Below are 26353 nucleotides of genomic sequence, written 5' to 3' on the forward strand. Positions count from 1 at the left end.
TTAGAGCACTTCAGGGGCGAGCGAGACGATCTTCATGAACTTCTCAGAGCGAAGTTCACGAGTCACTGGCCCAAAAATACGGGTGCCGATCGGCTCTTGCTTGTTGTTCAGCAGAACAGCAGCGTTGCCATCGAAGCGAATGATCGAGCCATCAGGGCGACGAACGCCGTGACGAGTGCGGACTACGACAGCAGTCATCACTTGACCCTTCTTCACTTTACCGCGCGGAATTGCTTCCTTGACGGTCACTTTGATGATGTCGCCGATGCCGGCATAGCGGCGATGCGAACCACCCAGCACCTTGATGCACATAACGCGACGAGCACCGCTGTTGTCAGCGACGTCGAGCATGGATTGAGTCTGAATCATATATTTCTCCGACCCCTAGTCCTTAGACTTCCACTGCGCGTTCGATGACTTCAACCAGCGCCCAAGACTTGGTCTTGGCTACGGGACGGGTTTCACGAATGGAAACCTTGTCGCCGATATGGCACTGATTGCTTTCGTCGTGCGCGTGCAGCTTGGTCGAACGCTTGACATATTTACCGTAGATCGGGTGCTTGACGCGACGTTCGATCAATACGGTGATGGTCTTGTCCATCTTGTCGCTGACGACACGGCCGGTCAGCGTACGGACTGTTTTTTCGGCTTCAGCCATGATCACTTACCTGCCTGCTGATTGAGCACAGTCTTCACACGAGCGATATCGCGCTTAACTTGCGAGAGCAGGTGAGACTGCCCCAACTGGCCAGTTGCTTTCTGCATACGCAGATTGAACTGGTCGCGCAGCAGGCCGAGCAGTTGCTCGTTCAGCTGCTGTGCTGATTTTTCACGAAGTTCATTCGCCTTCATCACATCACCGTCCGCTTAACAAAAGTGGTGGCGAGCGGCAGCTTTGCAGCCGCCAGGGCGAAAGCCTCACGCGCCAACTCTTCGGAAACGCCTTCGATTTCATACAGGACTCTGCCTGGCTGAATCTGGGCTACCCAATACTCGACGCTACCCTTCCCTTTACCCATCCGCACTTCGAGAGGCTTCTTGGTAACAGGCTTGTCAGGGAACACGCGAATCCAGATTTTCCCGCCACGCTTAACGTGACGAGTCAGAGCACGACGAGCGGACTCGATCTGACGGGCGGTGAGACGACCGCGGGCAACAGACTTCAGGGCGAACTCGCCGAAGCTGACTTTGCTACCGCGCTGAGCCAGGCCACGGTTGTGGCCGGTCATCTGCTTACGGAACTTCGTACGCTTTGGTTGCAACATTTGGCGTACCCCTTACTTAGCAGCTTTTTTACGAGGCGCAGGTGCCTGCGGTTTCAGTTCTTCCTGGCGACCACCAATTACTTCGCCTTTGAAGATCCAAACCTTGACACCGATCACACCATAAGTGGTGTGCGCTTCGTACGTGGCATAGTCGATATCGGCACGCAGGGTGTGCAACGGCACACGACCTTCGCGATACCATTCGGTACGGGCAATTTCAGCACCACCGAGACGACCGCTCACTTGGATTTTGATGCCCTTGGCACCAATGCGCATGGCGTTCTGTACAGCGCGTTTCATAGCGCGACGGAACATCACACGACGCTCCAGCTGCTGAGCTACGCTCTGCGCAACCAGCATACCGTCGAGCTCCGGCTTGCGGATTTCTTCGATATTGATGTGCACAGGCACACCCATTTGCTTGGTCAGGTCCTGACGCAGCTTCTCAACATCTTCACCTTTCTTGCCGATCACGATACCGGGACGGGCGGTGTGGATGGTGATGCGTGCAGTCTGAGCCGGACGATGGATATCGATACGGCTTACGGACGCGCTTTTTAGTTTGTCTTGGAGGTATTCGCGCACCTTCAGATCAGCGAACAAATAGTCCGCATAAGTCCGACCGTCTGCGTACCAGACGGAGGTGTGCTCCTTGACGATTCCCAGGCGAATGCCAATGGGATGTACTTTCTGACCCATCTGATCGACTCCGTTACTTGTCCGCAACCTTGACAGTGATATGGCAAGACCGCTTGACGATGCGATCAGCGCGGCCTTTGGCACGCGGCATGATTCGCTTCAGCGAACGCCCTTCGTTGACGAAAACGGTGCTGACCTTGAGGTCATCAACATCTGCGCCTTCGTTATGCTCGGCGTTGGCTACAGCCGACTCCAGCACTTTCTTGATGATATCGGCGGCTTTCTTGCTGCTAAAAGCCAACAGATTGAGCGCTTCGCCCACCTTCTTCCCGCGGATCTGGTCGGCGACCAAGCGGGCTTTCTGGGCGGAGATTCGAGCGCCCGACAACTTAGCGGCTACTTCCATTTCCTAACCCCTTAACGCTTGGCTTTCTTGTCAGCCACGTGCCCACGATAGGTACGAGTGCCGGCAAATTCGCCCAGTTTGTGGCCGACCATGTCTTCGTTCACCAGAACGGGAACATGTTGACGACCGTTATGCACAGCAATGGTCAGACCGACCATTTGCGGCAGGATCATGGAACGGCGCGACCAGGTTTTCACCGGCTTGCGATCGTTCTTTTCCACCGCCACTTCGATCTTCTTCAGTAGGTGAAGATCGATAAAAGGACCTTTTTTCAGAGAACGTGGCACTGTCGTATCCCTCTATTTACTTGCGACGACGGACGATCATTTTATCGGTGCGTTTGTTACCACGAGTCTTCGCGCCCTTAGTCGGGAAGCCCCATGGAGACACCGGATGACGACCACCAGAGGTACGACCTTCACCACCACCGTGTGGGTGGTCAACCGGGTTCATGGCAACACCACGAACGGTTGGGCGAACGCCACGCCAGCGTTTGGCACCGGCTTTACCCAGCGAACGCAGGCTGTGCTCGGAGTTCGAGACTTCGCCCAGGGTCGCACGGCACTCGGCCAGCACTTTACGCATTTCACCGGAACGCAACCGCAAGGTCACGTAGACGCCTTCACGAGCGATCAGCTGAGCCGAAGCACCAGCGGAACGAGCGATCTGGGCACCCTTGCCCGGCTTCAATTCGATACCGTGAACAGTGCTACCAACTGGGATGTTGCGCAGTTGCAGACTGTTGCCCGGCTTGATCGGAGCCATGATGCCAGCTACCAGCTGATCGCCAGCACTCACGCCCTTAGGGGCGATGATGTAGCGACGCTCGCCGTCTGCATACATCAGCAACGCGATGTGTGCGGTACGGTTCGGATCGTATTCGATACGCTCGACAGTGGCTGGAATGCCATCTTTGTCGTTGCGACGGAAATCGACCAGACGGTAATGCTGCTTGTGGCCACCACCGATATGACGGGTAGTGATCCGACCATTGTTGTTACGACCGCCAGTCTTCGACTTCTTCTCGAGCAGCGGAGCGTAAGGAGCGCCTTTATGCAGCTCCTGATTGACCACCTTGACCACAAAACGGCGGCCAGCGGAAGTCGGTTTGCATTTAACGATTGCCATGATGCACCCCTTCCTTACTCAGCACTGCTGGCGAAATCGAGATCTTGGCCCGGCTGAAGGGAGATAACTGCCTTCTTCCAGTCGTTACGCTTGCCCAGACCGCGAGCGGTGCGCTTGCTCTTACCGAGAACATTCACGGTATTAACAGCAGCAACATTCACGTTGAACAGGCTTTCGACGGCCTTCTTGATTTCCAGCTTGGTTGCATCGGTTGCAACCTTGAAAACGAACTGGCTTTTCTTATCAGCCAGAAGTGTGGCCTTCTCGGAGACGTGCGGGCCAAGCAGCACTTTAAATACGCGTTCCTGGTTCATCCCAGCAGCTCCTCGAATTTCTTCACGGCAGAAACGGTGACCAGCACCTTTTCGTACGCGATCAGACTGACCGGATCGGAACCCTGCACGTCACGAACATCGACATGCGGCAGGTTGCGGGCAGCCAGGTACAGATTTTCGTCAATAGCATCGGACACGATCAGTACATCGGTCAGACCCATGCCATTCAATTTGTTCAGCAGGTCTTTGGTCTTCGGCGCTTCAACGCTGAAGTCTTCAACCACGACCAAACGATCGGTGCGCACCAGCTCGGCAAGAATCGAACGCAATGCAGCGCGATACATTTTCTTGTTCAGCTTCTGGTCGTGATTCTGCGGACGGGCCGCAAAAGTCACACCACCGCCACGCCAGATCGGACCACGAGTGGTACCGGCACGAGCACGACCGGTGCCCTTCTGACGCCATGGGCGCTTACCGCCACCGGAAACGTCGGAACGGGTTTTCTGCTGCTTGCTGCCCTGACGGCCGCCAGCCATGTAGGCCACGACTGCTTGGTGAACCAGGGTCTCGTTGTAATCGCCACCGAAGGTCGCTTCGGACACTTCGATCGCTTGAGCGCCATTTACATTTAATTGCATGTCAGCTTCCCCTTAACCGCGAGCCTTGGCTGCCGGACGAACAACCAGGTTGCCGCCAGTTGCGCCAGGAACGGCACCCTTGACCAACAGCAGGTTGCGTTCAGCGTCGACGCGCACTACTTCCAGGGACTGCACAGTCACGCGCTCAGCACCCATGTGACCGGACATTTTCTTGCCCTTGAAGACGCGACCCGGAGTCTGGCACTGGCCAATGGAACCCGGAACACGGTGGGACACGGAGTTACCGTGAGTGTTGTCTTGGCCGCGGAAGTTCCAACGCTTGATGGTACCGGCAAAGCCTTTACCCTTGGACTGACCAGTGACATCCACCAGTTGACCAGCTTGGAAAATTTCAGCGTTGATCAGATCGCCAGCCTGGTAGTCGCCTTCTTCAAGGCGGAACTCCCAAACACCACGACCTGCCGCGACATTCGCCTTGGCGAAATGACCGGCTTGCGCCTTGCTGACACGGGAAGCACGACGCTCACCGACAGTGACTTGCACTGCACGATAGCCATCGGATTCTTCGGTTTTAAACTGAGTGACGCGATTCGGCTCGATCTCAATGACCGTAACCGGAATGGAGACACCTTCTTCGGTGAAAATACGGGTCATACCGCACTTACGACCGACTACACCAATAGTCATGTTGTAACCTCATGAGTGTACGGGGCTTTCACCCGCTATGGCCGCCCATTTCAGAGCGTTACACGACTAAAACCCCAAGGTTTTAGCCGAGGCTGATCTGCACTTCCACGCCAGCCGCAAGATCAAGCTTCATCAACGCATCAACGGTTTTATCCGTCGGCTGGACAATGTCCAGAACGCGCTTATGAGTGCGGATTTCGAACTGATCACGCGCGTCTTTGTTGACGTGCGGTGAAGTCAGAACGGTAAACCGCTCTTTGCGGGTAGGCAGAGGAATCGGACCACGCACCTGAGCACCAGTACGTTTCGCGGTTTCCACGATTTCCTGGGTTGATTGATCGATCAGGCGATGGTCAAAAGCCTTCAACCGAATACGGATTTGTTGGTTTTGCATTTTGACCTCAGATTCCAAGCTGCTATTCCCAGCGGGCGCAGTACACCCGCTAAAAGGAGGCGCAATTCTATAGACGGCCCCAACGAGTGTCAACCCAATAAAAAAGCCCCCGCAAGCGAGGGCCCTTTTCAGATCAATCGATTACTCGACGATCTTGGCAACCACGCCGGCACCAACGGTACGGCCGCCTTCGCGAATCGCGAAACGCAGACCGTCTTCCATGGCGATCGACTTGATCAGGGTAACAACCATTTTCACGTTGTCGCCCGGCATTACCATTTCAACGCCTTCCGGCAGCTCGCAGTTACCAGTCACGTCGGTAGTGCGGAAGTAGAACTGCGGACGGTAGCCTTTGAAGAACGGGGTGTGACGACCACCTTCTTCTTTGCTCAGCACGTAGACTTCTGCTTCGAACTTGGTGTGCGGCTTGACGCTACCTGGCTTGGCCAGAACCTGACCACGCTCGACGTCGTCACGCTTGGTGCCACGCAGCAGGATACCGCAGTTCTCGCCAGCACGACCTTCGTCGAGCAGCTTGCGGAACATCTCAACACCAGTACAGATGGTTTTGACGGTAGGACGCAGGCCCACGATCTCGACTTCTTCCTGGATCTTGATGATGCCGCGCTCGATACGACCAGTCACAACGGTGCCGCGACCGGAGATCGAGAACACATCCTCAACCGGCATCAGGAACGGCTTGTCGATAACGCGCACCGGATCCGGAATATAGGTATCCAGAGTCTCGACCAGCTTGCGCACGGCAGTGGTGCCCATCTCGTTGTCGTCCTGGCCATTCAGAGCCATCAACGCGGAACCGATGATGATCGGAGTGTCGTCGCCCGGAAAGTCGTAAGTCGACAGCAGGTCACGAACTTCCATCTCAACCAGTTCCAGCAGCTCGGCGTCATCCACCATGTCAGCCTTGTTCAGGAAGACCACGATGTAAGGAACACCTACCTGACGGGACAGCAGGATGTGCTCGCGAGTCTGCGGCATAGGGCCGTCAGCAGCGGAGCAAACCAGAATCGCGCCATCCATCTGCGCAGCACCAGTGATCATGTTTTTCACATAGTCAGCGTGGCCCGGGCAATCTACGTGAGCGTAGTGACGGATGTTGGAATCGTACTCAACGTGGGAAGTATTGATCGTGATACCACGAGCTTTTTCTTCCGGAGCGCTGTCAATCTGTGCGAAATCACGAATGGCGCCACCGAAAGCCTCGGCACACACCTTGGTCAACGCAGCAGTCAGGGTGGTTTTACCATGGTCGACGTGACCGATAGTGCCAACGTTGACGTGCGGTTTGTTACGTTCGAATTTTTCTTTAGCCACGACAGTGAACCTCTTGCCTAAAGGGCTGAATCAGCCTTGTCTTTTAACGATAGCTTCGACGATATTCGACGGAGCCTCGGAGTATTTGGAGAATTCCATGGAGTAGCTCGCGCGACCCTGGGACATGGAGCGAACGTCGGTCGCATAACCGAACATCTCGCCCAACGGAACTTCAGCGCGGATTACCTTGCCGGAAACCGTATCTTCCATACCCTGGATCAGACCACGACGACGATTCAGGTCACCCATCACGTCACCCATGTAGTCTTCAGGTGTTACCACTTCTACCTTCATGATCGGCTCAAGCACTACAGCACCGCCCTTCTGGGACAGCTGCTTGGTCGCCATGGATGCCGCCACCTTGAACGCCATCTCGTTAGAGTCGACGTCGTGGTAAGAACCATCAAACACTGTAGCCTTCAGGCCGATGAGCGGATAACCGGCAACGACGCCGTTCTTCATCTGCTCTTCAATGCCCTTCTGAATGGCCGGAATGTATTCCTTCGGAATCACACCACCAACCACTTCATTGACGAACTGCAAGCCTTCCTGACCTTCATCGGCAGGAGAGAAACGCACCCAGCAGTGACCGAACTGACCACGACCACCGGACTGACGCACGAACTTGCCTTCGATCTCACAGGTCTTGGTGATCTTCTCACGGTAAGAAACCTGTGGTTTACCGATGTTGGCCTCGACGTTGAACTCGCGGCGCATACGGTCGACCAGGATGTCCAGGTGCAACTCGCCCATGCCGGAGATGATCGTCTGACCAGTCTCTTCATCAGTCTTGACACGGAAAGACGGGTCTTCCTGGGCGAGCTTGCCCAGAGCGATACCCATTTTTTCCTGGTCATCCTTGGTCTTCGGCTCAACGGCAACCGAAATAACCGGCTCCGGAAAGTCCATACGCACCAGAATGATCGGCTTCTCGAGCGAGCACAGGGTGTCACCGGTGGTGACGTCCTTCATGCCGATCAGAGCTGCGATGTCGCCAGCGCGGCACTCTTTGATCTCTTCGCGGGTGTTGGCGTGCATCTGCACCATACGACCAACGCGCTCTTTCTTGCCTTTAACCGAGTTCAGAACGCCGTCACCGGAGCTCAGTACGCCCGAATAAACGCGCGCAAACGTCAGAGTACCCACGAACGGGTCGGTGGCAATCTTGAACGCCAGAGCAGAGAACGGATCGTTATCATCCGCATGACGCTCCATCTCGATGGTTTCGTCGTCAATGTCCGAACCCTTGATCGCCGGAATATCAACCGGAGCAGGCAGGTAATCGATAACGGCGTCGAGAACCAGGGGTACACCCTTGTTCTTGAACGAAGAGCCACAGACAGCCAGAACGATCTCACCAGCGATGGTGCGCTGACGCAGACCCGCCTTGATCTCGGCTATGCTCAGCTCCTCACCCTCGAGGTACTTGTTCATAAACTCTTCGGTGGCTTCGGCCGCAGCCTCAACCATATTGCTGCGCCACTCTTCAGCCAATTCCTGCAGTTCTGCCGGAATGGCTTCACGACGAGCAACCAGACCCTTGTCGGCATCGTCCCAGTAAACCGCTTCCATGTTGATCAGATCGATCTGACCCTGGAAGTTGTCTTCGGAACCAATAGCCAACTGGATCGGCACCGGAGTGTGACCCAGACGCTGCTTGATCTGGCCGATCACGCGCAGGAAGTTGGCACCCGCACGGTCCATCTTGTTGACGTAAACAAGACGCGGAACGCCGTACTTGTTGGCCTGACGCCATACGGTTTCCGACTGAGGCTCAACACCCGAGGTACCGCAGAACACCACGACAGCACCGTCGAGCACGCGCAGCGAGCGCTCTACTTCGATGGTGAAGTCAACGTGCCCGGGGGTATCGATGATATTGAAGCGGTGCCGAGGGAACTGCTTGGCAGAACCTTCCCAGAAAGCAGTAGTAGCAGCGGAGGTGATAGTGATACCACGCTCCTGCTCCTGCGCCATCCAGTCCATGGTCGCGGCGCCATCATGCACCTCGCCCATCTTGTGGTTGACGCCCGTGTAGAACAATACCCGCTCCGTGGTCGTGGTCTTGCCGGCATCAACGTGCGCGACAATACCAATGTTACGGTAGCGGTTAATCGGTGTAGTACGAGCCATAAAGCCCTCGCAAATTTAGAAGCGCAAAAATTAGAAGCGGTAGTGCGAGAAGGCCTTGTTGGCTTCAGCCATGCGGTGCACGTCTTCACGCTTCTTAACTGCAGCACCCTTGCCTTCAGCGGCATCCATCAGCTCGCCAGCCAAGCGCAGAGCCATGGACTTCTCGCCACGCTTGCGGGCGAAATCTACCAGCCAACGCATGGCAAGAGCATTACGACGGGACGGACGAACTTCGACCGGAACCTGGTAAGTAGCACCGCCTACACGGCGCGACTTCACTTCGACCAGCGGAGCGATGGCGTCGAGAGCTTTCTCGAAGATTTCCAGGGGATCGCTGTTCTTACGCTCTTTGACCTTGTCCAGGGCGCCATAAACGATACGCTCGGCAACGGCTTTCTTGCCGCTTTCCATCACGTGGTTCATGAACTTGGCCAGGATTTGGCTACCGTATTTTGGATCGTCAAGCACTTCGCGCTTGGCTGCTACACGACGTCTTGGCATTTGATAAGCCCTCAAACGGTCTTCAGGTTAGCCCGGGACTGCCTCATAAAGATGGCGCCCGACCTTACTCTTATCGACTCAGAAAATAGAAAATTGCAATTCAGCTCAAGCAGCCATTACTTCGGACGCTTGGTACCGTACTTCGAACGACCCTGGTTACGACCTTTAACGCCGGAAGTATCCAAGGAACCGCGCACGGTGTGATAACGCACACCTGGCAAGTCTTTTACGCGACCGCCACGGATCAGTACCACGCTGTGCTCTTGCAGGTTGTGGCCTTCACCACCGATATACGAGGAAACCTCGAAACCGTTGGTCAGGCGCACCCGGCAAACTTTACGCAGTGCCGAGTTCGGTTTTTTCGGCGTAGTGGTATACACGCGAGTGCATACGCCACGACGTTGCGGGCAGTTCTGCAGCGCAGGCACGTCGGATTTCTCGACGATACGCTTGCGCGGCTGACGTACCAGCTGGTTGATAGTTGCCATCTACTAGCTCCACTGTTGTCTTTCGACGCTATTTATTTTCAACAAAAGCAATTTGGCAGGGCACATGCCCTGCCAAATTTAGGGGTGCATGAGTCTAATGAGACTCGCGCCCCCCGTCAAGCTGCCGCCCCATCGCCAAGGCAACAGGGCTGCGCACTCAATTACCGCTGGAGTTCAGCGCTTCGGTCAGTGCGGCTTCCACTTCACTGGCGCTGACGCGTAGCGGCTTGTCGGCGTCACGCTTGCGCTTGCGCTCGGCGTGATAGGCCAGACCGGTACCAGCAGGGATCAGACGACCCACTACCACGTTCTCTTTCAGACCGCGCAGGAAGTCGCGCTTGCCGGTAACCGCCGCCTCGGTGAGCACCCGAGTGGTTTCCTGGAACGATGCCGCCGAAATGAACGACTCGGTGGACAACGATGCCTTGGTGATACCCAGCAGCACACGGGTGTACTTGGCGACGAACTTGTCGTCTGCGGCCAGACGCTCGTTCTCGCCCAGTACCGCGGTCAGCTCCATCTGATCACCCTTGATGAAGGTGGAGTCACCCGACTCGGCCACTTCGACCTTGCGCAGCATCTGGCGCAGGATGGTCTCGATGTGCTTATCGTTGATCTTCACACCCTGCAGGCGGTAAACGTCCTGAATCTCGTTGACGATGTACTTGGCCAGGGCGCTGACGCCGAGCAAGCGCAGGATGTCATGCGGATCGCTCGGGCCGTCGGAGATGACCTCACCCTTGTTGACCTGCTCACCTTCGAACACGTTCAGGTGACGCCACTTCGGAATCAGCTCTTCGTACGGATCGCTGCCATCGGTCGGCGTGATGACCAGGCGACGCTTGCCCTTGGTTTCCTTACCGAAGGCGATGGTGCCGCTGATTTCAGCCAGGATCGAGGCCTCTTTCGGGCGACGGGCTTCGAACAGGTCGGCAACGCGCGGCAGACCACCGGTGATGTCGCGAGTCTTCGAGGTTTCCTGGGGGATACGGGCGATAACATCACCCACACCGACCTGAACACCGTTGGCCACACCTACCAGGGCGTTGGCCGGCAGGAAGTACTGCGCCGGCACGTCGGTACCCGGCAGCAGCAGATCCTTGCCATCTTCGCCAACCATCTTCACCGCCGGACGGATATCCTTGCCGGCAGCCGGACGATCCTTCGGATCGAGGACTTCGATGTTGGTCAGACCGGTCAATTCGTCGGTCTGACGCTTGATGGTGATGCCTTCTTCCATGCCCACGTAGGTCACGGTACCTTTCATTTCGGTCACGATCGGGTGGGTGTGCGGGTCCCACTTGGCGACGATTGCGCCAGCATCGACCTTGTCGCCTTCCTTCACGGAGATAACGGCACCGTAAGGCAGCTTGTAACGCTCACGCTCACGACCGAATTCGTCGGCAATTGCCAACTCACCGGAACGCGATACCGCAACCAGGTTGCCGTCCAGACGCTCGACGTGCTTGAGGTTGTGCAGACGAACCGCACCGCCATTCTTCACTTGCACGCTATCGGCAGCGGAAGTCCGGCTGGCCGCACCACCAATGTGGAAGGTACGCATGGTCAGCTGGGTACCCGGTTCACCGATCGACTGGGCAGCGATAACGCCGACCGCTTCACCGATGTTGATCTGGTGACCACGAGCAAGGTCGCGACCGTAGCACTTGGCGCAGATGCCGTAGCGGGTTTCGCAGGTGATCGGCGAACGCACGATCACTTCGTCGATGCTGTTCAGCTCGATGAATTCGACCCACTGCTCGTCGACCAGAGTGCCACCCGGCACCAGGAGTTCGTCGCTGCCAGGCTTGAACACGTCACGGGCGATGACTCGACCCAGTACGCGCTCACCCAGCGGCTCGACCACATCACCGCCTTCGATGTGCGGCGTCATCAGCAGACCGTGCTCGGTGCCGCAATCGATCGCGGTCACCACCAGATCCTGAGCCACGTCGACCAGGCGACGAGTCAGGTAACCAGAGTTCGCGGTCTTCAACGCGGTATCCGCAAGACCCTTACGTGCACCGTGAGTGGAGATGAAGTACTGCAGAACGCTGAGACCTTCGCGGAAGTTCGCGGTGATCGGCGTCTCGATGATCGAGCCGTCCGGCTTGGCCATCAGACCGCGCATACCGGCGAGCTGGCGGATCTGCGCAGCAGAACCCCGCGCACCGGAGTCGGCCATCATGTACATGGAGTTGAAGGACTCCTGCTCGACTTCATTGCCATGACGGTCGATGACCTTCTCTTTCGAGAGGTTGGCCATCATCGCCTTGGACACTTCGTCGTTGGCCTTGGACCAGAGGTCGATCACCTTGTTGTACTTCTCGCCCTGGGTTACCAGGCCGGAGGCGTACTGCGATTCGATCTCCTTCACTTCCTCGGTGGCGGCGTCGATGATCCGCGCCTTCTCATCCGGGATGACGAAGTCGTTCACGCCGATCGACACACCGGAGATGGTCGAGTAGGCGAAACCGGTGTACATCAGCTGGTCGGCGAAGATCACGGTGTCTTTCAGGCCGACCGTGCGGTAGCACTGGTTGATCAGCTTGGAGATCGCCTTCTTCTTCATCGACTGGTTGACCACGTCATACGACAGGCCATCCGGAACCACTTGGAACAACAGCGCGCGGCCGACAGTGGTGTCGACGATGCGGGTGTTCTTGGTGATGGTGCCGTCGCGGTCACGGATGACCTCGTTGATGCGCACCTTGACCTTGGCATGCAGCGAGGCTTCGCCGGCACGGAACACCCGGTCGACTTCCTGCAGGTCAGCGAATACGCGGCCTTCGCCCTTGGCGTTGATCGCTTCGCGGGTCATGTAATACAGACCCAGTACCACGTCCTGCGAAGGAACGATGATTGGCTCACCGTTGGCCGGCGAGAGGATGTTGTTAGTCGACATCATCAGCGCCCGCGCTTCCAGCTGGGCTTCCAGCGTCAGCGGCACGTGCACGGCCATCTGGTCGCCGTCGAAGTCGGCGTTGTATGCGGCGCAGACCAGCGGGTGCAGCTGAATCGCCTTACCTTCGATCAGAACCGGTTCAAACGCCTGGATGCCCAGACGGTGAAGGGTTGGCGCACGGTTGAGCAGCACAGGGTGTTCGCGAATCACTTCAGCGAGAACGTCCCAAACCTCAGGCAGCTCGCGCTCGACCATCTTCTTCGCAGCCTTGATGGTGGTCGCGAGACCACGCATTTCCAGCTTGCCGAAAATGAACGGCTTGAACAGCTCGAGAGCCATCTTCTTCGGCAGACCGCACTGGTGCAGACGCAGAGTCGGGCCCACGGTAATTACCGAACGACCGGAGTAGTCCACGCGCTTACCGAGCAGGTTCTGACGGAAGCGACCTTGCTTACCCTTGATCATGTCAGCCAAGGATTTCAGCGGACGCTTGTTCGAGCCAGTGATGGCGCGACCGCGACGGCCGTTGTCGAGCAGGGCGTCGACCGCTTCCTGCAGCATGCGCTTTTCGTTGCGCACGATGATGTCCGGCGCGGACAGATCGAGCAGGCGCTTGAGGCGGTTGTTACGGTTGATTACGCGGCGATACAGATCGTTGAGATCCGATGTCGCGAAGCGGCCACCGTCGAGCGGAACCAGCGGACGCAGATCTGGCGGCAGAACCGGCAGAACGGTCAACACCATCCACTCAGGCAGGTTGCCCGAGCCGAGGAACGCTTCCATCAGCTTCAGACGCTTGGACAGCTTCTTGATCTTGGTTTCCGAGTTGGTTTGCGGAATTTCTTCGCGCAGACGGCCAATCTCGTGCTCCAGGTCGATCGCGTGCAGCAGTTCGCGAACGGCTTCAGCACCCATGCGGGCATCGAAGTCATCGCCGAACTCTTCGAGGGCTTCGAAGTACTGCTCGTCGTTCAGCAGCTGGCCTTTTTCAAGGGTGGTCATGCCTGGATCGATAACGACATAGCTCTCGAAATAGAGAACGCGCTCGATATCACGCAGGGTCATGTCCATCAGCAAACCGATACGGCTCGGCAGCGACTTCAGGAACCAGATGTGGGCAACCGGCGAAGCCAGTTCGATGTGCGCCATGCGCTCACGACGAACCTTGGCCAGCGCCACTTCAACGCCGCACTTCTCGCAGATCACGCCGCGATGCTTCAAGCGCTTGTACTTACCGCACAGGCACTCGTAATCCTTTACCGGGCCAAAGATCTTGGCGCAGAACAGGCCGTCACGCTCAGGCTTGAACGTACGGTAGTTGATGGTTTCCGGCTTTTTAACTTCACCGAACGACCACGAACGGATCATCTCAGGCGAAGCCAATCCGATACGGATGGCGTCGAACTCTTCGACTTGACCCTGGTTTTTCAGCAAATTCAGTAGGTCTTTCAAGGCCTTTCCTCCTGGCGGAGCAGAGAGCGGGCAATGCAGCCCCGCTCTCGATTCGCGTCACGTGTTATTCGGTTTCCAGATCGATGTCGATACCGAGCGAACGGATCTCTTTGATCAGTACGTTGAAGGACTCGGGCATGCCCGGCTCCATACGGTGATCACCGTCCACGATGTTTTTGTACATCTTGGTACGGCCGTTCACGTCATCCGACTTAACGGTCAGCATTTCCTGCAGGGTGTAGGCGGCGCCGTAGGCTTCCAGTGCCCAGACCTCCATCTCACCGAAGCGCTGACCACCGAACTGCGCCTTACCACCCAGCGGCTGCTGGGTAACCAGGCTGTAGGAACCCGTGGAACGCGCGTGCATCTTGTCGTCCACCAGGTGGTTCAGTTTCAGCATGTACATGTAGCCAACGGTGGTCGGACGCTCGAACTGGTTACCAGTACGGCCGTCGATCAGGCGCATCTGGCCGCTTTCTGGCAGATCCGCCAGCTTGAGCATGGCCTTGATTTCGCTTTCCTTGGCACCGTCGAACACCGGAGTGGCCATCGGTACGCCGCCGCGCAGGTTCTTCGCCAGGTTGAGGATTTCCTGATCGCTCAGTTCATCCAGATTTTCCTGACGGCCGCCGATCTCGTTGTAGATCTGCTGCATGAACTTGCGCAGCTCGGAGACCTTGCGCTGCTCTTCGAGCATGCGGTTGATCTTCTCACCCAGGCCCTTGGCCGCGAGGCCCAGGTGGGTTTCGAGGATCTGCCCGACGTTCATCCGTGACGGTACGCCCAGCGGGTTCAGTACGATGTCGACCGGTGTACCGTGGACGTCGTGCGGCATGTCTTCGACCGGCATGATCACCGAGACCACACCCTTGTTACCGTGGCGACCGGCCATCTTGTCGCCCGGCTGGATGCGGCGACGGATTGCCAGGTAGACCTTGACGATCTTCAGCACGCCCGGCGCCAGGTCATCGCCCTGCTGCAGCTTGCGCTTCTTGTCTTCGAACTTGTCGTCGAGCAGCTGACGGCGGTCGGAAATATAGGCCTGAGCCTTTTCCAACTGCTCGTTCAGCGCATCGTCAGCCATGCGCAGCTTGAACCACTGACCGTGCTCGAGGCCGTCGAGGAACTCGTCGGTGATCTCCGCGCCCTTCTTCAGGCCAGCACCGCCTTCGACCTTCTTGCCGAGCAGAGCTTCACGCAGACGCTCGAAGGTTGCGCCTTCAACGATGCGGAACTCTTCATTGAGGTCCTTGCGGATCTCGTCGAGCTGGCTCTTCTCGATCGACAGGGCACGAGCATCGCGCTCGACACCATCGCGAGTGAAGACCTGCACGTCGATAACAGTACCTTTGGTGCCGGTCGGCACGCGCAGGGAGGTGTCCTTAACGTCGGACGCCTTCTCACCGAAGATCGCACGCAACAGCTTTTCTTCCGGGGTCAGCTGGGTTTCGCCTTTCGGGGTGACCTTGCCGACCAGGATGTCGCCAGCGCCCACTTCGGCACCGACATAAACGATACCGGCTTCATCCAGCTTGTTCAGTGCGGACTCACCGACGTTCGGGATGTCAGAGGTAATTTCCTCAGGCCCGAGCTTGGTGTCACGCGCCACACAGGTCAGTTCCTGAATGTGGATCGTGGTGAAACGGTCTTCCTGGACCACACGCTCCGACAGGAGGATGGAGTCTTCGAAGTTGTAACCGTTCCACGGCATGAACGCGACGCGCATGTTCTGACCCAGCGCCAGTTCACCCATATCGGTGGACGGACCGTCGGCCAGGATGTCGCTGCGCTCGACCTGATCACCCTTGCTCACCAGCGGACGCTGGTTGATGCAGGTGTTCTGGTTGGAGCGGGTGTACTTGGTCAGGTTATAGATGTCGACACCGGCTTCACCAGTTTCAACTTCGTCATTGTTAACCCGAACCACGATACGACTGGCATCGACCGAGTCGATCACCCCACCGCGACGGGCGACCACGCAAACGCCGGAGTCGCGCGCTACGTTGCGCTCCATCCCGGTGCCGACCAGCGGCTTGTCGCAACGCAGGGTCGGTACCGCCTGACGCTGCATGTTCGAACCCATCAACGCGCGGTTGGCGTCGTCGTGCTCGAGGAACGGAATCAGCGAAGCGGCAACCGAAACCACCTGCTTCGGCGAGACGTCCATCAGGGTGACGTCTTCAGGTGCCTTGACGGTGAATTCGTTGAGGTGACGCACGGCCACCAACTCATCGATCAGCTGACCCTTCTCGTTCATCAAGGCCGACGCCTGGGCGATCACGTGATCGGCCTCTTCGATGGCGGACAGGAAGACGATTTCGTCGGTCACCAGGGTGTCGTTCACCACGCGGTACGGGCTCTCGAGGAAGCCGTACTGGTTGGTGCGCGCATAGGCCGCCAGGGAGTTGATCAGACCGATGTTCGGACCTTCCGGCGTTTCGATCGGGCACACACGGCCGTAATGGGTCGGGTGTACGTCACGGACTTCGAAGCCGGCACGCTCACGGGTCAGACCGCCCGGGCCAAGAGCCGAAACACGGCGCTTGTGGGTGATCTCGGAAAGCGGGTTGTTCTGGTCCATGAACTGCGAAAGCTGGCTGGAACCGAAGAACTCTTTCACCGCCGCCGCAACCGGCTTGGCGTTGATCAGATCCTGCGGCATCAGGCCTTCGCTTTCGGCCATCGACAGGCGTTCCTTGACCGCGCGCTCGACACGTACAAGGCCAACGCGGAACTGGTTCTCGGCCATTTCGCCTACGCAGCGAACACGGCGGTTACCCAGGTGGTCGATGTCGTCGACGATGCCCTTGCCGTTACGGATATCGACCAGGGTCTTGAGGACCGCGACGATGTCTTCCTTGCACAGCACGCCCGAACCTTCGATTTCGGTGCGACCGATACGACGGTTGAACTTCATCCGCCCTACGGCAGAGAGGTCGTAACGCTCAGGACTGAAGAACAGGTTGTTGAACAGGGTCTCGGCAGCGTCCTTGGTTGGCGGCTCGCCGGGACGCATCATGCGGTAGATCTCGACCAGCGCTTCCAACTGATTGGTGGTGCTGTCGATCTTCAGGGTATCGGAGATGAACGGACCGCAATCGATATCGTTGGTGTACAGCGTTTCGATACGCACGACCTGAGCCTTGACCACTTTGGCCAGGATCTCGACGTTCAACTCGGTATTGCACTCGGCGATAATTTCGCCGGTTGCCGGGTGGACAATAGCCTTGGCACTGGTGCGCCCGATCAGGTAATCGATCGGCACTTCCAGCTCTTTGGTGCCGGCCTTGTCCAGCTGGTTGATATGGCGCGCGGTAATCCGACGGCCTTGCTCAACGATGATCTTGCCCTTCTCGTCCTTGATGTCGAGAACGGCGATTTCACCACGCAGACGATGCGGCACCAGTTCCAGGTTGAGGGTTTCGCCCTTCACATGGAATACGTTGGTTGCATAGAAGGCGTCGAGCACCTCTTCAGTGCTGTAACCCAACGCGCGCAACAGAACCGAGGCCGGCAACTTGCGGCGACGGTCGATACGCACGAACACGGCATCCTTCGGGTCGAACTCGAAGTCCAGCCAGGAGCCGCGGTAAGGAATGACCCGCGCCGAATACAGCAGCTTGCCCGAGCTGTGGGTCTTGCCACGATCGTGATCGAAGAACACGCCTGGGGAGCGATGCAGCTGGGAGACGATGACGCGCTCGGTACCGTTGATGACGAAGGTACCGTTCTCGGTCATCAGGGGGATTTCCCCCATGTAAACTTCTTGCTCTTTGATGTCCTTGATCGCTTTGTTCGACGATTCTTTGTCGAAAATGATCAAGCGCACCTTTACCCGCAACGGCACGGCGAATGTGACACCGCGCAACACACACTCTTTTACGTCAAATGCCGGATCGCCCAAGCGATAACCAACATACTCCAGAGCCGCATTGCCGGAGTAGCTGATGATCGGGAAAACGGACTTGAAGGCCGCATGCAGGCCGATGTCACGAAACTGGTCCTTGGTCGCTCCCGCCTGCAGGAATTCGCGATACGAATCCAGCTGGATGGCCAGGAGATAAGGCACATCCATGACATCCGGCAACTTGCTAAAGTCCTTGCGGATACGTTTTTTCTCAGTATATGAGTAAGCCATCAGCGTTCCCCAGCTTGGTCACCTGCTTATTTGGCCTCTCCGACGGGAGCTGCCAGAAACTCTTGCAAACCCTTTAGTTTGCGCCACCGCTATACAGGGTGGGTTGTTCCCATTGAGGGCCGACTAGCGAATAGCCGACCGACAACGGAAAAAGGCCGGTGGCAAAAGCCACCAGCCATCAGCCTTACGCGAATCGCTCAGGCTGTAGACGCAAGGTCGTCGCTTACTTGAGCTCGACTTTAGCGCCAGCTTCTTCCAGGACTTTGACTGCAGCTGCAGCTTCGTCCTTCGAAACGCCTTCTTTAACAACGCCAGGAGCGCCATCAACCACTGCCTTGGCTTCTTTCAGACCCAGGCCGGTCAGTTCGCGAACAGCCTTGATCACGTTTACTTTCTTCTCGCCAGCTTCCAGCAGCACGACGTTGAACTCGGTCTGCTCTTCAGCTACAGCAGCAACGGCAGCAGCCGGGCCGGCAGCAGCAGCGGCAGTCACACCGAACTTCTCTTCCATTGCCTTGATCAGTTCAACAACCTGCATCACGGACATGTCGGAAACGGCGTTGATGATGTCTTCGTTGGTCAGAGCCATGACTCTAAATTCCTGTATTGGGGGACAGCCTTCGCGGCCATCAAATTAAACAAATAAGATTGAAAGACGACGCAGCCAGCCTTAGGCCGCTGCAGCTTCTTTCTGGTCACGAACAGCTGCCAGTGTACGAACGAACTTGCTGGTAGCGCCTTGCATCACGCTCATCAGCTGAGAAATCGCTTCGTTGTAAGTCGGCAGAGTTGCCAGTACGTCGATCTGAGTGGCTGCGAGGAACTGACCCTCGAACGCAGCTGCCTTGATCTCGAACTTGTCCTGACCCTTAGCGAAATCCTTGAAAATACGAGCGGCAGCGCCCGGATGTTCATTGGAGAACGCAATCAGGGTCGGGCCTTTGAACACGTCGTTGAGCACGTCGAACTGAGTGCCCTCAACGGCGCGGCGCAGCAGGGTGTTACGCACGACTTTCACGTACACACCAGATGCGCGGGCCTCTTTACGGAGTCCGGTCATTGCAGCTACGGTCACGCCACGGGCATCAGCCACGACAGCGGACAGGGCAGCTTTGGCAGCCTCGTTGACTTCAGCGACGATGGCCTTTTTGTCTTCGAGTTTAATTGCCACGGGTTTACTCCTGGATGTTACCGTTTCGTCCAACCGGGGCTGGACGGCGTTTTGGTGTCTGATTCGGTAAGAATCGGGAGCACCATCTGCGTAGGCTGCCGGAGATTACTCACCGGGTTTAAGGCTTGCGCCACCTACGGTCTTGGATAGCCCCCGCCAGGCAGGGACCCCAATTTTGCAGGCTGACGCAATCTCTTGCGCCAGCCGGATTCATTACACGTCGAGTGAAGCCTGATCGATAACCAGACCAGGACCCATGGTGGTGCTCAGGGTCACGCGCTTGACGTAGATACCTTTCGAAGTCGACGGCTTCAGACGCTTCAGATCGGAGATCAGCGCTTCAACGTTCTGCTTCAGCTTCTCGGCGTCAAAGCCAACCTTGCCCACGGAACCGTGAATGATGCCGTTCTTGTCAGTACGGAAACGAATTTGACCAGCCTTGGCATTCTTAACGGCAGTAGCAACGTCAGGGGTAACGGTGCCGACCTTCGGGTTCGGCATCAGGCCGCGCGGGCCGAGAAGCTGACCCAACTGACCAACCACGCGCATGGCATCCGGGGATGCGATGACCACGTCATAGTTCAGATCGCCGCCCTTCATCTCGGCAGCCAGCTCATCCATACCTACGCGATCAGCGCCGGCTGCCAAAGCAGCTTCAGCGGCCGGGCCCTGGGTGAACACAGCGACCCGTACGCTTTTACCGGAGCCGTTCGGCAGCACGGTGGCGCCACGCACAACCTGGTCGGATTTGCGCGGATCAACGCCGAGGTTTACAGCAACATCAACAGATTCGGAGAACTTGACAGTCGACAGTTCCGACAACAGAGCGGCAGCTTCAGCAAAATTGTAAGCCTTACCTGCTTCAATTTTCTCAGCGATTGCCTTTTGACGCTTAGTCAGCTTAGCCATTACACACCCTCCACGTTGAGGCCCATGCTACGAGCAGAACCGGCGATAGTACGCACGGCCGCATCCATATCAGCGGAAGTCAGATCAGCCTGCTTGGTCTTGGCGATCTCTTCCAGCTGAGCACGAGTCACAGTGCCAACCTTGACGGTGTTCGGACGAGCCGAACCACTGGTCAAGCCAGCAGCCTTCTTCAGCAAAACCGAAGCCGGGGTGCTTTTGGTTTCAAAGGTAAAGCTGCGGTCGCTGTATACAGTGATGATCACTGGCGTCGGCAGACCTGGCTCCATACCCTGGGTCCTGGCGTTAAATGCCTTGCAGAACTCCATGATGTTCACGCCATGCTGACCCAGTGCCGGGCCTACTGGCGGGCTCGGGTTAGCCTGTGCAGCCTTCACTTGCAGCTTGATATAAGCCGTTATTTTCTTAGCCATGAGCTACTCCAATTACGGGTTCTAGCGCCTTACGGCTCCCCGATGATTTACGTATTTATCCCAGTGACGACAAAACCCCGCAGCTTGCGACTGCGGGGTAAGGGATGCTTGTGTCAGTTATGCCTTTTCGACCTGACTGAACTCCAGCTCGACCGGGGTGGAACGACCGAAAATGGTCACTGCCACCTGGATACGGCTTTTTTCATAATTAACTTCTTCGACTACGCCGCTAAAGTCGGCGAACGGCCCGTCAACAACACGAACCATCTCGCCCGGCTCGAACAGTGTTTTCGGCTTGGGCTTGTCGCCACTATCCGCGACACGACGCAGGATGGCCTCAGCTTCCTTATCGGAGATAGCTGCCGGCTTATCGGCAGTACCACCGATAAAGCCCATGACCCGAGGTGTGTCCTTGACCAAATGCCAAGTCCCCTCGTTCATATCCATCTGCACCAGCACATAGCCAGGAAAAAACTTGCGCTCGCTTTTGCGCTTCTGGCCATTGCGCATTTCCACTACTTCTTCAGTAGGAACCAGAATCTCACCGAAGCCATCTTCCATACCGGCGAGCTTTACACGCTCGATCAACGAGCGCATCACATGCTTCTCGTAACCCGAGTAAGCATGCACAACGTACCAACGCTTAGCCACGGGACACCTTTAACCGACTACAAACGAAACAAGCCAACCCAGCAGGGCATCTAATCCCCACAACAGCAGCGCCATAACCAGAACAACAGCCACGACAATCAACGTAGTCTGCGTGGTTTCCTGACGGGTTGGCCAAACGACCTTCCGAATTTCAATGCGCGCTTCTTTTGCCAGCTCGAAAAAAGCCTGCCCTTTCGTCGTTTGCAGCGCTACAACGCCAGCAACGACCGCAAGCACAAGCAGAGCCAGTACACGGTACAGGATCGGCTCAGCAGAGAAGTACTGATTACCAACCACACCCACCACTACCAAAGCGGATACCACAACCCACTTCAGCAGATCAAAGCGCGAATCTTTGGCTTCAGCCTTAACAGTCATTTACGAGGATCCTGTGAGAAGACACGCCAAATTCGTTAGAAAATGGCAGGTCAGGAGGGAATCGAACCCCCAACCTGCGGTTTTGGAGACCGCCGCTCTGCCAATTGAGCTACTGACCTAAAACTAAAATCAGGCCGATCATTATGCCGGCCCGACAGGGACAGATCAACCGATTACTCGATGATCTTGGCAACCACACCCGCACCAACGGTACGGCCGCCTTCACGAATCGCGAAGCGCAAGCCATCTTCCATGGCAATCGGAGCGATCAAGGTAACAACCATTTTCACGTTGTCGCCCGGCATTACCATCTCAACGCCTTCCGGCAGCTCACAGTTACCGGTTACATCGGTAGTGCGGAAATAGAACTGCGGACGATAGCCTTTGAAGAATGGCGTATGACGACCACCCTCCTCCTTGGACAACACGTACACCTCACCCTCGAACTTGGTGTGCGGCTTGATAGTGCCCGGCTTGGCCAGAACCTGGCCACGCTCTACGTCGTCACGCTTGGTGCCGCGCAGCAAAATACCGCAGTTCTCACCAGCACGCCCCTCGTCGAGCAGCTTGCGAAACATCTCAACGCCGGTACAGATGGTCTTGGTGGTATTACGAATACCAACAATCTCCACCTCTTCCTGAATCTTGATGATGCCGCGCTCGATACGACCAGTGACTACGGTGCCACGCCCGGAGATCGAGAACACGTCCTCGATCGGCATCAGGAACGGCTTGTCAATCGCACGCACAGGCTCAGGAATATAGCTATCCAGAGTCTCTACCAGCTTGCGAACAGCCGTGACACCCATTTCGTTATCATCCTGGCCATTCAGCGCCATCAACGCCGAACCGATAATTATCGGGGTATCGTCGCCCGGGAAATCATAGGCCGACAACAGGTCACGAACCTCCATCTCAACCAATTCCAGCAACTCAGCGTCATCTACCATGTCAGCCTTGTTCAGGAAGACCACGATATAAGGAACACCAACCTGACGGGACAGCAGGATGTGCTCGCGAGTCTGCGGCATCGGACCGTCAGCGGCAGAGCAAACCAGAATCGCGCCATCCATCTGCGCAGCACCGGTGATCATGTTCTTCACATAGTCGGCGTGACCAGGGCAATCAACGTGCGCGTAGTGACGGATAGCGGAATCGTATTCAACATGGGAGGTGTTGATGGTAATACCACGCGCCTTTTCTTCCGGAGCATTGTCGATCTGGGAGAAGTCACGCGCAGAGCCACCCCAAGTCTCAGCACAGACCTTGGTCAGCGCTGCAGTCAGAGTAGTCTTGCCGTGGTCGACGTGGCCGATAGTGCCTACGTTGACGTGCGGCTTATTACGTTCAAACTTTTCTTTAGCCATCTCGACTGTCTCCAAACGAAGAATTGAGCAAGTCATATCACCATTAAAACAAAGGCAGATACTTTCATATCTGCCTTTGTTAAATGGAGCTCATGAGCGGACTCGAACCGCTGACCTCACCCTTACCAAGGGTGTGCTCTACCAGCTGAGCTACATGAGCGTTACACATTACGCCAACTACAAACATGGAGCGGGTAGCGGGAATCGAACCCGCATCATCAGCTTGGAAGGCTGAGGTTCTACCACTGAACTATACCCGCGGAGCTTGCAGCTCACGCTAAATCTGGTGGAGGGAGAAGGATTCGAACCTTCGAAGTCGATGACGTCAGATTTACAGTCTGATCCCTTTGGCCACTCGGGAATCCCTCCAAACGAGGCGGCATTCTCTTTAGATGCCACCCTACTGTCAAGCAATTTCTCAGTAAAAACCTGAGGTTAGCTGCATTGACAGCAACTTCGCAGATCTTTCGTTAAAGCCACCCTGCGAAGCGGGCGCCATTCTATTCAATCCCGCGAGAGGTTGCAATGCTTTCGCACGGCATTATTTGATGCTGCAACCCATTGAAGTCTAAAGCCAAACTCTGCAATAGCACATCACTGACCAAAGGGCGGCTTTCAGGGGCGATGCGCACCCAATAGCTTCGATGAGAACGCGGCAGCTCCCTGACATCCGACTCGTAACCCGCATCACGTAGACGCTGCATCACACTCTTTGCAGAGTCCTCGCGAGGAAAGATCCCCAACGATATCCCGTTGCTCAGCTCCCCCTGGGTAATGATGTAGCTGTCGATTTTCCGTGCCTGCAACTCCTTCAACTGCCGAAGCGATGCCTGACGGGAAGCCAGTGGCGGCAGATACACCCAATAGTCAACTTCTGCCGCGGCATCCACTGACTGCACACTCGAGCGAATATCGAGACTGATCAGACGCTGCTCAACAACCGCGGCCGCAGCCTCCGCCTCAAAGCCACCCAGAAAAAGACAGACCGCCCCACCTCCCTCGGTTGCAGCGGGCTCACGCGGGGCGCGCTCATCAGCTTCACTCAACAAATGAATATCGCGCTTGCTGTCCTGAGCAAGCGCTGGCGGGGCAACCTCTTTAGGGCGCAAAGGCGCCTGCTGCTGATGCCATACGTAATAAAATAGATTCAATACAATCAGCAACAAGAACATCCAACGCATGCAAGACCTCAACGCAACGGACAGGCGACTGCCAAGCCGATAAATACCAAATCAGGCACCACCCACGCATCCGGCATCATGTCGACCACCAAAGACGCATCGCCACCTGTCAGAAAGACCTCAAAGTGCCCCCCCCAATAGTCACGAGCCATATCCAGCTGAGTATGCACAAACCCCTGCAGCATCAATGAGCAGCCCCGCTCAACCGCTTCGGCCGTTGAGCGCCCCGGAGCCAAGCTCTGCATAGCCTGCTCGACAAGCTGATCGTCATAACGCGCTCGCCGAGTATGCGTGCGCAATTGATTACGCATCAGCGGCACACCAGGACAAATATAACCACCAAGGTGCTGCCCATCAGCATCAACAAAATCGGAGGTCACTGCAGTACCCAGATCAAGAACCAAACAGGCTTGGCGGGCCTGCAGGTACGCACCAACCAGAGCCAGCCAGCGGTCAAGCCCAAGACGCTCATACTGCTCATAGCCATTACGCACTCCGGCCAACTCAACAGCCGGACGCGCACAAACACACTCTACGGAAAAAGCTCGTTTCAGCGCCTCGATAAGCCGCGCTGTTTCTTCATCCGTACGCACACTCACCAACCGACAAGCGCTTAAGCTGACCGATTGTTCCCGCACGGCCTGAACAAGCTCTTCATCGGTACCAACAACGCCACCACGGCACCCACTCAGGCCGCCTTCTGTGACGACACGCCACTTGATAAAGCTATTTCCACAATCGAGCTCAAGAATCATCATTCAACCTCAAACTGAGCTCTCCACCACTGAAATTTTGCTCTACACCAGCAACACGCAAGCGAAGGGCGCCTGACCGATCAACCCCCAACACCACCCCGCTAACCGGGCGGGCACCCGTGATTAGCGTCACGTTACGCCCCTGCCAAAGATGGTTGTCCTGCCACTCGTCCCTCAGCGCGGGAAACCCACACGCCTGGTGCACCCCCAGATACAGTGCCAACTGGCGATTAAGTTCACATACAAACTCGCTGCGATCCACCAAGCCCCCTAACTCAGCACGCATAGACGTCCATGGCTGATCGATCCCCCCCCTGTCGGCAAGCATGTTCACATTGACTCCAACACCTATAACTACGTGACACACATCAGCCGGATCACCGGACAACTCCAGGAGGATTCCAGCTATCTTGCGGCCCCCGACCAATACGTCGTTAGGCCACTTCAGTCCAGCCTCGCTCACCCCGGCAACACGTAGAGCACGAAGCAAAGCCAAGCCCACGACCAGACTCAACCCTTCTAGCTGACGCATACCACCGTCTACCTGAAGAGCCAGGCTGTAATAAAGGTTCTCACCAAAAGGGCTTACCCAATTGCGCCCCCGACGACCGCGCCCAGAAGTCTGGCGCTCTGCCAGCACGACAAAGGGCGGCACATGACCGCTTGCCAAGCGCCGTAACGCCTCAGCATTAGTCGAATCCACTGAATGCAAAACGCTCAATGGCCAACCCGGACTAGATTGACTGGCGGCGAGCACCCCTTCATCCAAGAGCAGAAGCGGACTCTCCAAACGATAGCCTCGCCCACGAACACTATGAACAGGCAACCCCAACTCCGCCTCCAGGGACTGCAATTTCTTCCATATCGCAGAGCGACTGACACCCAAAGCAGAACCAAGCGCTTCACCCGAATGAAAACACCCATCTTGAAGAAGCCTTAGTAATGGCAACATGCTGATCTCACTGAGCTACAAGGCATGCATGATAACGGCGCACCAACGGGTTGCCTACAGAGCGGACAGGAGCTTTCTCGCGCGCAAAGACAAACCCCCCACCTGCTTACGCAGATGGGGGGTTTGGAATACAAGCTTGACGATGACCTACTCTCACATGGGGAAACCCCACACTACCATCGGCGATGCATCGTTTCACTACTGAGTTCGGGA

At 56.7% G+C, this 26353-nt stretch carries 28 protein-coding genes and 4 tRNA genes; all 32 read right to left on the minus strand.

Annotated elements, in window-relative coordinates:
- The 32 genes from rplN to birA all read right to left on the minus strand — a co-directional run bounded on the left by rplN (position 1) and on the right by birA (position 26140).
- Positions 1-369: a 50S ribosomal protein L14 gene (rplN, locus tag R3355_RS19670; RefSeq protein WP_003289207.1), complete on the minus strand. Its 369-nt coding sequence runs from the start codon at positions 367-369 to the stop codon at positions 1-3.
- A gap of 22 nt (positions 370-391) precedes the next feature.
- Entirely contained in the window at positions 392-658 is a 267-nt protein-coding gene (rpsQ, locus tag R3355_RS19675; RefSeq protein WP_318962703.1) for a 30S ribosomal protein S17, read from the minus strand.
- A 2-nt stretch (positions 659-660) separates the two neighbouring features.
- A complete protein-coding gene (gene rpmC, locus R3355_RS19680) occupies positions 661-852 on the minus strand; it encodes a 50S ribosomal protein L29 (RefSeq protein ID WP_002555481.1) in 192 nt (63 codons plus the stop codon).
- Positions 852-1265: a 50S ribosomal protein L16 gene (gene rplP / locus R3355_RS19685; RefSeq protein WP_079204526.1), complete on the minus strand. Its 414-nt coding sequence runs from the start codon at positions 1263-1265 to the stop codon at positions 852-854. Before rplP ends, rpmC begins: the two co-directional genes overlap by 1 nt.
- Positions 1266-1277: 12 nt before the next feature.
- Positions 1278-1964: a 30S ribosomal protein S3 gene (rpsC, locus tag R3355_RS19690; protein ID WP_027982006.1), complete on the minus strand. Its 687-nt coding sequence runs from the start codon at positions 1962-1964 to the stop codon at positions 1278-1280.
- 13 nt (positions 1965-1977) lie between these two features.
- A complete protein-coding gene (gene rplV / locus R3355_RS19695; RefSeq protein WP_079204524.1) occupies positions 1978-2310 on the minus strand; it encodes a 50S ribosomal protein L22 in 333 nt (110 codons plus the stop codon).
- A gap of 11 nt (positions 2311-2321) precedes the next feature.
- Positions 2322-2597 (minus strand): 30S ribosomal protein S19, encoded by a 276-nt coding sequence (gene rpsS, locus R3355_RS19700; RefSeq protein ID WP_010486981.1) that lies wholly within the window; start codon positions 2595-2597, stop codon positions 2322-2324.
- 16 nt (positions 2598-2613) lie between these two features.
- A complete protein-coding gene (gene rplB, locus R3355_RS19705) occupies positions 2614-3438 on the minus strand; it encodes a 50S ribosomal protein L2 (RefSeq protein ID WP_172149921.1) in 825 nt (274 codons plus the stop codon).
- Positions 3439-3452: 14 nt separating this feature from the next.
- Positions 3453-3752 (minus strand): 50S ribosomal protein L23, encoded by a 300-nt coding sequence (gene rplW, locus R3355_RS19710; RefSeq protein WP_318962704.1) that lies wholly within the window; start codon positions 3750-3752, stop codon positions 3453-3455.
- Positions 3749-4351, minus strand: a complete 603-nt coding sequence (gene rplD / locus R3355_RS19715) for a 50S ribosomal protein L4 (protein ID WP_172149917.1) — start codon at positions 4349-4351, stop codon at positions 3749-3751. The genes rplW and rplD overlap by 4 nt, the downstream gene beginning before the upstream one ends.
- Before the next feature lie 12 nt (positions 4352-4363).
- Positions 4364-4999, minus strand: a complete 636-nt coding sequence (gene rplC / locus R3355_RS19720) for a 50S ribosomal protein L3 (RefSeq protein ID WP_079204520.1) — start codon at positions 4997-4999, stop codon at positions 4364-4366.
- 82 nt (positions 5000-5081) lie between these two features.
- Positions 5082-5393 carry a 30S ribosomal protein S10 gene (rpsJ, locus tag R3355_RS19725; RefSeq protein WP_010486970.1) on the minus strand — a complete coding sequence of 104 codons (312 nt, stop codon included), beginning with the start codon at positions 5391-5393 and terminating at the stop codon, positions 5082-5084.
- Between the two features lie 141 nt (positions 5394-5534).
- Positions 5535-6728, minus strand: a complete 1194-nt coding sequence (gene tuf / locus R3355_RS19730) for an elongation factor Tu (protein WP_318962705.1) — start codon at positions 6726-6728, stop codon at positions 5535-5537.
- Positions 6729-6758: 30 nt separating this feature from the next.
- Positions 6759-8861 carry an elongation factor G gene (gene fusA, locus R3355_RS19735; protein WP_318962706.1) on the minus strand — a complete coding sequence of 701 codons (2103 nt, stop codon included), beginning with the start codon at positions 8859-8861 and terminating at the stop codon, positions 6759-6761.
- 30 nt (positions 8862-8891) lie between these two features.
- Positions 8892-9362 carry a 30S ribosomal protein S7 gene (gene rpsG, locus R3355_RS19740; protein ID WP_172149911.1) on the minus strand — a complete coding sequence of 157 codons (471 nt, stop codon included), beginning with the start codon at positions 9360-9362 and terminating at the stop codon, positions 8892-8894.
- A 116-nt stretch (positions 9363-9478) separates the two neighbouring features.
- Positions 9479-9850, minus strand: coding sequence for a 30S ribosomal protein S12 (gene rpsL, locus R3355_RS19745; protein WP_003186084.1), 372 nt, complete (start codon positions 9848-9850; stop codon positions 9479-9481).
- Positions 9851-10007: 157 nt separating this feature from the next.
- On the minus strand, positions 10008-14207 hold the full coding sequence (rpoC, locus tag R3355_RS19750; protein ID WP_318962707.1) for a DNA-directed RNA polymerase subunit beta': 4200 nt from the start codon (positions 14205-14207) through the stop codon (positions 10008-10010).
- A 64-nt stretch (positions 14208-14271) separates the two neighbouring features.
- Positions 14272-18345 carry a DNA-directed RNA polymerase subunit beta gene (gene rpoB, locus R3355_RS19755; protein ID WP_318962708.1) on the minus strand — a complete coding sequence of 1358 codons (4074 nt, stop codon included), beginning with the start codon at positions 18343-18345 and terminating at the stop codon, positions 14272-14274.
- A gap of 223 nt (positions 18346-18568) precedes the next feature.
- Complete coding sequence (rplL, locus tag R3355_RS19760; protein ID WP_090505828.1) at positions 18569-18934, minus strand: 50S ribosomal protein L7/L12; 366 nt, start codon at positions 18932-18934, stop codon at positions 18569-18571.
- 81 nt (positions 18935-19015) lie between these two features.
- Positions 19016-19516, minus strand: a complete 501-nt coding sequence (gene rplJ / locus R3355_RS19765) for a 50S ribosomal protein L10 (RefSeq protein ID WP_090505830.1) — start codon at positions 19514-19516, stop codon at positions 19016-19018.
- 213 nt (positions 19517-19729) lie between these two features.
- Positions 19730-20425 carry a 50S ribosomal protein L1 gene (gene rplA / locus R3355_RS19770; protein ID WP_318962709.1) on the minus strand — a complete coding sequence of 232 codons (696 nt, stop codon included), beginning with the start codon at positions 20423-20425 and terminating at the stop codon, positions 19730-19732.
- Positions 20425-20856, minus strand: a complete 432-nt coding sequence (gene rplK / locus R3355_RS19775) for a 50S ribosomal protein L11 (protein WP_090505833.1) — start codon at positions 20854-20856, stop codon at positions 20425-20427. Before rplK ends, rplA begins: the two co-directional genes overlap by 1 nt.
- Positions 20857-20973: 117 nt before the next feature.
- Complete coding sequence (nusG, locus tag R3355_RS19780) at positions 20974-21507, minus strand: transcription termination/antitermination protein NusG (protein ID WP_318962710.1); 534 nt, start codon at positions 21505-21507, stop codon at positions 20974-20976.
- Between the two features lie 9 nt (positions 21508-21516).
- On the minus strand, positions 21517-21885 hold the full coding sequence (gene secE, locus R3355_RS19785; RefSeq protein ID WP_318962711.1) for a preprotein translocase subunit SecE: 369 nt from the start codon (positions 21883-21885) through the stop codon (positions 21517-21519).
- A 43-nt stretch (positions 21886-21928) separates the two neighbouring features.
- Positions 21929-22004, minus strand: a tRNA-Trp gene (locus tag R3355_RS19790).
- Between the two features lie 54 nt (positions 22005-22058).
- Positions 22059-23252 (minus strand): elongation factor Tu, encoded by a 1194-nt coding sequence (gene tuf, locus R3355_RS19795; RefSeq protein ID WP_318962712.1) that lies wholly within the window; start codon positions 23250-23252, stop codon positions 22059-22061.
- Positions 23253-23336: 84 nt separating this feature from the next.
- A tRNA-Thr gene (locus R3355_RS19800) sits at positions 23337-23412 on the minus strand.
- Positions 23413-23438: 26 nt separating this feature from the next.
- A tRNA-Gly gene (locus tag R3355_RS19805) sits at positions 23439-23512 on the minus strand.
- A 24-nt stretch (positions 23513-23536) separates the two neighbouring features.
- Positions 23537-23621: transfer RNA gene (locus tag R3355_RS19810), tRNA-Tyr, on the minus strand.
- A 131-nt stretch (positions 23622-23752) separates the two neighbouring features.
- Complete coding sequence (locus R3355_RS19815) at positions 23753-24433, minus strand: SPOR domain-containing protein (RefSeq protein ID WP_318962714.1); 681 nt, start codon at positions 24431-24433, stop codon at positions 23753-23755.
- A gap of 8 nt (positions 24434-24441) precedes the next feature.
- Positions 24442-25188, minus strand: a complete 747-nt coding sequence (locus R3355_RS19820; protein ID WP_318962720.1) for a pantothenate kinase — start codon at positions 25186-25188, stop codon at positions 24442-24444.
- On the minus strand, positions 25178-26140 hold the full coding sequence (gene birA / locus R3355_RS19825; RefSeq protein ID WP_318962715.1) for a bifunctional biotin--[acetyl-CoA-carboxylase] ligase/biotin operon repressor BirA: 963 nt from the start codon (positions 26138-26140) through the stop codon (positions 25178-25180). The genes R3355_RS19820 and birA overlap by 11 nt, the downstream gene beginning before the upstream one ends.
- Positions 26141-26353: the final 213 nt, after the last annotated feature.

Source organism: Pseudomonas sp. (genome assembly GCF_033723075.1).
Lineage (GTDB): Bacteria > Pseudomonadota > Gammaproteobacteria > Pseudomonadales > Pseudomonadaceae > Aquipseudomonas.